The 9,284-nt window shown below is 71.7% G+C and carries 7 protein-coding genes; all 7 read left to right on the top strand.

Translation table 11 applies throughout. The annotated features are described in order from the left end of the window. Positions 1 to 1,004, top strand: a 1,004-nt coding sequence (locus HKK74_RS02970) for an allantoate amidohydrolase (RefSeq protein WP_187241373.1), incomplete at its 5' end; no start/stop codon positions are given. Next, positions 1,004 to 2,362 carry a formimidoylglutamate deiminase gene (locus HKK74_RS02965; RefSeq protein WP_187241372.1) on the top strand — a complete coding sequence of 453 codons (1,359 nt, stop codon included), beginning with the start codon at positions 1,004 to 1,006 and terminating at the stop codon, positions 2,360 to 2,362. The genes HKK74_RS02970 and HKK74_RS02965, both read left to right, overlap by 1 nt. An 86-nt stretch (positions 2,363 to 2,448) precedes the next feature. Further along, entirely contained in the window at positions 2,449 to 2,988 is a 540-nt protein-coding gene (locus tag HKK74_RS02960) for a hypothetical protein (protein ID WP_187241371.1), read from the top strand. 146 nt (positions 2,989 to 3,134) lie between these two features. Further along, positions 3,135 to 4,940, top strand: coding sequence for a serine/threonine-protein kinase (locus tag HKK74_RS02955; RefSeq protein WP_187241370.1), 1,806 nt, complete (start codon positions 3,135 to 3,137; stop codon positions 4,938 to 4,940). A 105-nt stretch (positions 4,941 to 5,045) separates the two neighbouring features. Next, a complete protein-coding gene (hutI, locus tag HKK74_RS02950) occupies positions 5,046 to 6,212 on the top strand; it encodes an imidazolonepropionase (protein ID WP_187241369.1) in 1,167 nt (388 codons plus the stop codon). Between the two features lie 216 nt (positions 6,213 to 6,428). Then, entirely contained in the window at positions 6,429 to 9,116 is a 2,688-nt protein-coding gene (gene lanKC / locus HKK74_RS02945) for a class III lanthionine synthetase LanKC (protein WP_187241368.1), read from the top strand. Continuing rightward, positions 9,103 to 9,219: a SapB/AmfS family lanthipeptide gene (locus HKK74_RS02940; protein WP_187234246.1), complete on the top strand. Its 117-nt coding sequence runs from the start codon at positions 9,103 to 9,105 to the stop codon at positions 9,217 to 9,219. The genes lanKC and HKK74_RS02940 overlap by 14 nt, the downstream gene beginning before the upstream one ends. Positions 9,220 to 9,284 lie beyond the last annotated feature (65 nt).

Here is a 9,284-nt window from a genome sequence, read left to right as displayed (position 1 = left end):
GTCATCTGGACTCGGTGCCCGGGGGAGGGGCGTTCGACGGGCCGCTCGGTGTCGTCAGCGCGCTCGCCGCCATCGACCGGCTGCGCGAGCGCGGCCGTACACCTGCCCGGCCCATCGGCGTCGCCGTGTTCGCCGAAGAGGAGGGTGCCCGGTTCGGGATCGCCTGCCTCGGATCCCGGCTGCTCACCGGTGCCATCGATCCCGCGCGCGCCCGCGGGCTGCGCGATGGCGACGGGGTCACGCTCGCCGACGCCCTGAGCGCGGGCGGCGTCGACCCGGAGGCGATCGGCCGCGACGACGAGCTGCTGGGCCGCATCGGCTGTTTCGTCGAGCTGCACGTGGAGCAGGGCCGGGCGCTGGACGTGCCGGTCGGGGTGGCGAGCGCCATCTGGCCGCACGGCCGGTGGCGGCTGGACTTCCACGGCGAGGGAAACCACGCGGGTACGACGCGGCTCGGGGACCGGCGTGATCCGATGCTGCCCTTCGCCGCCACCGTCCTCGCCGCGCGGCAGAGCGCTGAACGCCACGACGCCCTCGCCACGATCGGCAAGGTTCACGTCACGCCGGGCGGGGTCAACGCGATCCCCTCCCACGTCGCCGCCTGGCTCGACGCCCGGGGACCGGACGAGCGGGCGGTCCTCGCGACGGTCGAGCAGATCGAGCGGGCCGCCGAGAAGGCGGCGGGCGAGCACGGCGTGATGGCCGCCATGACCCGCGAGTCCGACACCGAGATCGTCTCGTTCGACCGTGCGCTCAGGGACCGGCTGGCCGGCGCGATCGCCCGGGACGGGGAGCGGCGGCCGCCGGTGCTGCCGACCGGAGCGGGGCACGACGCGGGCATCCTGGCCGCCCACGTGCCCACCGCCATGCTGTTCGTTCGCAATCCCACCGGGGTGTCGCACGCCCCGGCCGAGCACGCCGAGCCGGCGGACTGCCTGGCCGGGGTCGAGGCGCTCACCGCGGTGCTCGACGATCTCGCCTGTGACCCGTCGCCCGCGACGTGATGGCCACCGCACGCTGGCACGCCGAGCTGGCCTGGCTGGGCGGCGAGATCGCCGCCGACGTGCTCATCGAGGCCGACGGCGACCACCTCACGGCCGTGACCCCCGGCACGCCGGCCCCACCCGGCGCCGTACGGCTGCCGGGGCTCACACTGCCGGGCCTGGCCGACGCGCACTCCCACGCCTTCCACCGCGCGCTCCGCGGACGCGCGCACTCGGGCGAGGGCTCCTTCTGGACCTGGCGAGAGCAGATGTACGGCATCGCCGAGCGTCTCGACCCGGACTCCTACTACGCCCTCGCGAGGGCGGTGTACGCCGAGATGGCGCTGGCGGGGGTGAGCTGCGTCGGCGAGTTCCACTACCTGCACCATGGCGCCGGTGGGGTGCCGTACGACGAGCCGAACGCGATGGGCGCCGCGCTCATCGCGGCCGCCGCCGACGCGGGCATCCGGATCACCCTCCTCGACGCGTGCTATCTCGCCGGAGGGATCGGCGAGCCGTTGCGAGGTGCTCAGCTGCGGTTCGGCGACGGATCGGCGGAGAACTGGGCCGCGCGGGTCACCGCGCTGCACGACGCGACCGGCCGCAGCGGCCTCGCGCACGCGCGCGTGGGCGCGGCCGTCCACTCCGTACGGGCGGTGCCTCGCGAGGAGATCCCCGTGGTGGCCGCCTGGGCCGCCGGCCGCCGGGCGCCGCTGCACGTCCACCTGTCCGAGCAGCCCGCGGAGAACGAGCAGTGCCTGCGCGCGTACGGCGTGAGCCCGGCCCGGCTCCTCGACGAGGGCGGGGCCCTGGGCCCGCGGACCGTGGCGGTGCACGCCACCCACCTCGGCGACGAGGACATCCGGCTGCTCGGCACGACCCGGACCGGCGTGTGCATGTGCCCTACGACCGAACGCGACCTGGCCGACGGGATCGGGCCCGCCCGTGATCTCGTACGGGCGGGTGCGGTGCTGTCACTCGGCTCGGACCAGCACGCGGTGATCGACCTGTTCGAGGAGGCCCGCGCGGTCGAGCTCGACGAGCGGCTGCGCACCAGGCGCCGGGGGCACTGGACGGCCGGCGAACTGCTCGCCGCCGCGACGGCCGACGGCCACTCGGCGCTCGGCTGGCCCGAGGCGGGACGGCTCGAACCGGGCTCCCACGCCGATCTCGTCACGGTGTCGCTCGACTCGGTGCGTCTCGCCGGAACCGAGCCCGCGTTCGCCGCCGAGTCGGTCGTGTTCGCGGCGACCGCCGCGGACGTGCGGCACGTGGTCGTCTCCGGCCGTGAGATCGTCCGCGACGGCCGGCACCTGAGCGTCGACGATGTCCCCGGTGAGCTGCGCAACGCCATCGAGACGATCACCAAGAGCACATGACCCGTCGTTCGATGTTGCCCGACCGAGCTGTTCTTCGGCGGGAAACGCGCGCACTATGGTCTTCCGGCGACGTTGGGAGCCACCAGATGGCGTTCAGACGGGCAATCGCGATGGCGGCCGCCGCGGCCTTCCTGGCGGCCTGCACCTCGACGCAGCGGCCGGCCGGCGAGGCCACCGCCCAGAGCCGCACCGCGGCACCGGCGGCACAGGCCGCGCCGTGGGCGGCCGGAGCCTGCGCACCGCGGGTGGCGAAGGGCTCACTGCCGACCTGGGCCCGGAGCGGCTTCTCCGATGCCGGCGCCGCCCGGATACCACATGTCGTGAGCGCCCGGGGCGACATGATCGCCGCGCTGTTCGCGTACCCGACCCGGGCCTGGCCGGGCGACGGCGATGGAAGCAAGATCCTCTGGATCTCGCGATTGCGTCAGCAGCCGAGCAGCCCACTGAAGATCGACGCCTACCGCGACGGTTCACAGCAGCCGGTCCACCGCGAGATGACCGGCGGTGCCGGCCCCTCGCTGATCAAGTTGCCGGAACCGGGCTGCTGGCGGCTGAAGCTGTCGTGGTCGGGGCACTCCGACACCATCGATCTCCGCGTCGCGGAGCCGATGGCCGGGCGAGCATAGGCCCGGCGGAGTGTGGTCGCCCGCCGGCCGGCGGTCTCGGGGTTGACCCGTAGCGATGCGGATTCGATACGACTTCTCGCGAACCTGTTCCACCATGGCACCGTCTTGTCTGCTGGAATGCCTGGTCGAGGACAGTGGGGGTACGCATGGCGGACTGGCGGCTGGCGGGGTTCATCGAGAACCGGGAGCTTGGGCGAGGAGCGCAGGGCCGGGTGGTCTTGGCGCAGCATATGGAGTCACGGACTCCAGTAGCGATCAAGTATCTGGCGCAGAGCTCCCCGCAGGCCATCGAGGGACTGCGGACCGAGGCGCAGATGCTGGGGCGGCTGACGAGCCCGTATGTGGCCCGGCTCTACCAGTTCGTGGCGAGCGAGCACGGCGCGGCGATCGTGATGGAGGCGATCAACGGGACGTCGCTCAAGGAGGTGCTCAACCGCCACGGGGCGTTGTCGCCGGAGGCGGCGCTGACCGTGTTGAAGGGCTCGCTACTCGGGCTGGCGGCGGCGCACGATCTCGGGGTCGTGCACCGCGACTACAAACCGGCCAACGTAATGGTGCAGGGCGACGGGCTGAGCAAGCTGGTCGACTTCGGCGTGGCCGTGTTGGCAGGGCAGGGCTCCTTCGCGGGGACCCCCGCTTACATGGCGCCGGAGCAGTGGCGTGGTGAGGCTGCTACCCCGGCTACCGATGTATATGCCGCCACCTGCGTGTTCGTCGAGTGCGTCACCGGGCGACGGCCGTACGCGGGGGTCGAGCAGGTCGCCCTGATGAACAAGCACCTGACCGCCCAGGTCGATGTCCAAGAGGTGCCCGAGCCACTGCGCCCTCTTGTCCTTCAGGGGATGGCCAAGAGCCCCTGGCAGCGGCCTGCGGGCGCGGCGGCCTTCGTCGCCGAACTGGAGTCCGCCGCGATCGCCGCGTACGGCATCGGCTGGGAACAGCGAGGCGTCCGCGCGCTGGCCGCCGCCGCCGTTGCCCTGGCGGCGCTTTTCCCGCTCAGCGCACTGATGGTCACCCCGGGCGCCACGACCGCCGGCGCCGGCGCCGGCGGTGCCGCCGGTGCCGGCGGTGGCGCGGGGACCGGTGCCGCGGGAGCGACGGCGGGCAAGGGCTTTCTGGCCACCGCGGGGGGCAAGGGGGTGCTGGGGGTGGCAGGCGCCGCTGTGATCGCTACAACGGCCGGCGTGGTGCTCTACGCAACGGCGGAGAATGCGCCGCCCCCGCCACCGGTGGCGATCGTGAACGTGGCCAGCGAGAACCAGCGGATCACCAGCCCCTCGGTACTGGTGCAGAACGCGCAGTACGTCACGGTTCGCGGTCTGCGCGACCCCGCTCTGGAACGACGCATCAATCTCGTGCTGCGCGCCCCTCTGGATCGGCTCATCGAGATCGGCCGGGCGAGTGCCGGCCAGAACGCTGCCGGTTGCGCGGGCCGTCCCACCCAGGTGAGCACCGTCGCCCAGACCGGGTTGCGCGGCCCCCGCCTGCTGTCGGTCCGCTACCAGTTGCGCTCCGACTGGTGTCAGCAGGCCGACGGCTCCCCGGGCGGTGAAGTCGTCAACGTCGATCTGCGTACGGGCCGCAGGCTCACGGCCACCGACATCTTTCTTCCCGGCACGCTGACGTCCGCAGGTGTGAGCAAGCTCCAGGCCCGTGTGGCGCAGCGTGTTGGTCAGGGCCGCGTGTGGAGCCAGTGTTCCCCTGACGGGCAGTTCACCAAGGCCGACTTCTTCTCCGTGACGTCCGACTCTGACAACCCGGCCATGCGAACGGCCCCACCCCGCCTCAGCGCGTTCTTCGCTTCCAGCGAGTTCCAGCTGGCATGGCTCCACCCGGGCAGTGACGGCTGTGGAGACCTGACCTTCGGGGGCTCCTACGCCGAAGTCCGGGATGTGCTGCAACCCGGCATCGCATCCCTCCTGCCCACCGCTCCCAGCCCGACTCGATCCTGACCTGCCAGGCCGGACCGACAGCCGGGAGGGCCGTCCACCCGGCGCGCCCGCGTGTCGCCGCACCCCACATCCCGTACGCGTGCCGTGAGCTGCGATGCTGGAGTGGTGAGTGTGATCATCTCCAACATCGGCGAACTCGTCACCAACGACCCCGCGGACGGCGAGGGGGAGCTCGGGATCCTGCGCGACGCCGCGATGGTCATTCAGGGCGACCGGGTGGTGTGGGTGGGCCCCTCGGCCGACGCGCCCGAGGCGGACGATTTCTACGATGCCCGCGGACGGGCGGTGCTGCCGGGATTCGTCGACTCACACGCGCATCTGGTGTTCGCCGGCGAGCGTGCCGAGGAGTACGCGGCCCGGATGAGCGGGCAGCCGTACGCGGCCGGCGGGATCCTCACCACCGTGACGGCGACCCGGGCGGCCTCGGACGCCGATCTGCGGGCCAACCTCACCCGGCTCGTCGACGAGATGGCCCGGCAGGGGACGACCACCGTCGAGTGCAAGTCCGGCTACGGGCTCACGGCCGCCGACGAGGAGCGGGCCGTACGCATCGCCTCGGAGGTGGTCGACGAGGTCACCTTCCTGGGCGCGCACGTGGTGCCGGGCGAGTACGCGCACGACCCGCAGACCTACGTCAACCTCGTCAAGGGCGAGATGCTCGCGGCCTGCGCGCCGTACGCCCGGTGGATCGACGTGTTCTGCGAACGGGGCGCCTTCGACCCCGACCAGACCCGCGAGATCATTGAGGCCGGGGTCAAGGCCGGGCTGCTGCCCAGGCTGCATGCCAACCAGCTCGGTCACGGGCCGGGCGTGCAGCTGGCGGTGGCCTACGGCGCCGCGTCGGCCGACCACTGCACGTTCCTGTCCGACCGTGACGTCGACGCGCTCGCGGGTTCGGAGACGGTCGCCACCCTGCTACCGGGCGTGGAGTTCTCCACGCGGCAGCCCTATCCGGACGCGCGGTGGCTGATCGAGGCCGGCGCGACGGTGGCGCTCGCGACCGACTGCAATCCGGGTTCCTGTTACACCTCGAGCATGGCCTTCTGCATCGCGCTGGCGGTCCGGGAGATGAAGATGACCCCGGCCGAGGCGGTATGGGCCGCGACGGCGGGCGGCGCGCGGGCGCTGCGCCGCGGCGACGTGGGTCACCTCACCGTCGGTGCCCGTGCCGACGTGCTGATGCTGGACGCCCCGTCCCATGTCCATCTCGCCTACCGCCCCGGCGTCCCGCAGGTCGCCGCCGTGTGGAGGGCCGGGCGTATCGCCTGGTGAGGGCGTGGATGTCATACAACGCTCAACGAACCGCGAATGACACAATCACGGTCAGGTCGTGACCGCCGTCACTAGTACGGACGAGGTGCGCCTGTAATTCTCTGGATTGCGCAAAGCAGTTCCTGAGCCCGCTTCCGGCTTCGGCACTGTGATGACACGCCGTAACTTTTCCGACATTTCATGCCGGGCGGGTACGACCTCCAGAGGATGGGCTGCATGGACAAGCGGTATGAGCTCTACTGCATGGTGGATCCGCTTTTCTATGACTCGCCGGTGGCGCCACAGACCGGCGGCCTCGATCTCGACTACGCGATGGCCGGCCGACCGGTCCCGCCGGGATGGCAGCGGTTCGAGCAGGACGACTGGCTGGTCTACGGCCCGGACGAGAGCCTGCCCGAGGCCGCCGAACTGCCCGGCCAAGGCTGGAAGATTCATGTCTCGGCGTGTCTCGACAATGCCGAGGAGATTCTGGATGAGGTGTGGGACTACTGCGTCCCGCGCCTCATCTCTTTCAAGTTCCTCCGGGCCAGGCATGTGCTGCACATGCGCAATGCCAAGTACGCCAGCCGCGGAGCCAGCGGAAAACTCGTAACAATTTACCCGGAAAACGAAAAACGTCTCGAACTGGTACTCACCGAGCTCGGTGACATTCTGGCGGGGCGGCCCGGGCCGTACATTCTCAGCGACCTGCGCTGGGGCGAAGGACCGCTGTACGTGCGGTACGGGGGGTTCGCCCCGCGCTACTGCGTCTCCGACCGGGGCGTCCTGGAGCCGGCCATCGAGGACCCGGACGGGCGGCTGGTCCCCGACCGCCGGACCCCCGTCTTCACCATGCCGCCATGGGTGGAGTTGCCGGCCTTCCTGGAGCCCCATCTGAAGGCCCGGTCCGCGACGACCGTTCAGGGCCTGCCCTACAAGGTCGAACGCGTCCTGCACTTCTCCAACGGCGGCGGGGTCTACGCCGGCCGCGATCTGCGGACGGGCGACGAGGTGGTGCTCAAAGAGGCGCGGCCGCACGCGGGCCTCGCCTACGACGGCGCCGACGCGGTCACCCGCCTCGCCCACGAACGCTCCATCATGGAGTCGCTCGCCGGCGTCGACGCGGTGCCCGGCGTCCGCGACCACTTCACCCTCGGCGAGCACCACTTCCTGGTGCAGGACCTCATCGAGGGCAAACCGCTCAACCAGATGTTCAGCGAGCGGTATCCGCTGAGCGACCCGACGCAGTCGGGCGAGCGGACGGCGGACTACACCGAGTGGGCGCTGGGCGTCTACCACCGCGTCGAGCAGGCGATCGAGCGGATCCACGAACGAGGCTTCGTCTTCGGCGACCTCCACCCGTTCAACATCATGGTGCGTCCCGACGACAGCGTCGCCCTCATCGACTACGAGGTGGCGGCCCCCGTCGAGCAGGCACAGCGGCCCTCACTGGCCCACCCGGGATTCGCCGCCCCGAACGACCGCGAGGGGTTCGAGCGCGACAGGTACGCCCTGGCCTGCCTGCGCCTGGCGCTCTTCCTGCCCATCACCACCCTGCTCGTGCTCGAGCGCGGCAAGGCCCGTCACTTCGCCGACATCGTCGCCGAGGCCTTCCCGGTGCCCCGGGACTTCCTCGACGAGGCGGTCGAGATCATCGACCCGGGCGGTGAGCACTCCCGCCGGTTCCACGACGCCGGCCGCGCACACGACGCCGGCCGGCCACGCGTCCGTACGACCGAGCCCGGCCCGCCGGCGCTGGAGCCGACGCCGGAGGGCTGGGAGCGGGCCCGCGCGTCCATGAGCCGCGCGATACTGGCCAGCGCGACCCCCGGCCGCGATGACCGGCTGTTCCCCGGGGACATCGAGCAGTTCGCCACGGGCGGCATGAACATCTCCCATGGCGCGGCGGGCGTCCTGTACGCCCTCGACGTCACCGGGGCGGGTCGCCACCCGGAGCACGAGCAGTGGCTGATCCAGCGGGCGCTCACGCCGCGCGAGGGCACCAGGCTCGGTTTCTACGAGGGACTGCACGGTATCGCCCACGTGCTGGAGCACCTCGGCCATCGTGACGAGGCACTGAAGATCGTGGAGATCTGCCTCGGCGAGAGATGGGAGGGCCTCGGCCTGGATCTCGGAGGGGGCCTGGCCGGTGTCGGGCTGAACCTCCGCCACTTCGCCCGGCGCACTGGCGAGTCCACCTTCCGCGAAGCGGCGGTGCGGGCGGCCGAGATCGTCGCGGACCGGCTCGGCGGCGTCGACGACGTGCCCGAGACCAGCGGAGGCGACCATCCCCACGCCGGCCTGTTCGAAGGGTCGTCGGGCCCCGCGCTGCTGTTCATCCGGATGTTCGAGGACACCGGTGACGCGACCTGGCTGGACCACGCCGCCACCGCTCTCGGGCAGGACCTGCGCCGCTGCACGACGCGGCCGGACGGAACCCTGCACGTCGACGAGGGCTGGCGCACCGTGCCGTACCTGAACCGGGGCGCCGCGGGCATCGCGGTCGTGCTCGAGGAGTACCTCGCCCAGCGCGGCGACGAGCGCTTTCAGCAGGCCGCCGACGACATCGGCCGTGGCGTCCGCTCACCCTTCACGGTGCAGTCCGGGCTCTTCAACGGCAGGGCCGGCCTGCTCGCCCACCTCGCGCGCGGCTTCGAGCCGGGCCGCGCCGCGGCCGACCCCCACGTGTCGCTGCAGGTGCGCAACCTGGCGTGGCACGCACTCACTTACCAGGGCGACCTCGCGTTCCCTGGTGATCAGCTGTACCGGCTCTCGATGGACCTCGCCACCGGAACGGCGGGCGTCCTGCTGGCCCTGGGCGCGGCCTTGCACGGCGAACCCGTTGCACTGCCGCTGCTGGAAGCCGGCACCACCAAGAGCCGGACGAGTCGGGAGAGGAGGTGGACACGCAATGGCGCTTCTTGACCTGCAGGGCATGGAGCTCGCCGAGATTCCGGGCGGGCACAGCAGTCACAGCAAGAGCTGCGGCGGCGGCGGGGCCAGCACCCTGAGCCTGCTGCTCTGCTAAGAGCGGTTTCCCCGGGTCCCGGGCGGTGGCTCTGGTCTCCAGGGCTCCGCCCGGGGCCTCCCATT

This window comes from Actinomadura alba (genome assembly GCF_014323705.1).
GTDB classification, from domain to species: Bacteria; Actinomycetota; Actinomycetes; order Streptosporangiales; family Streptosporangiaceae; genus Actinomadura_C; species Actinomadura_C alba.
The sequence above is the reverse complement of the archived record's forward strand: the minus strand, read 5'-3'. Positions and strand labels throughout refer to the sequence as shown.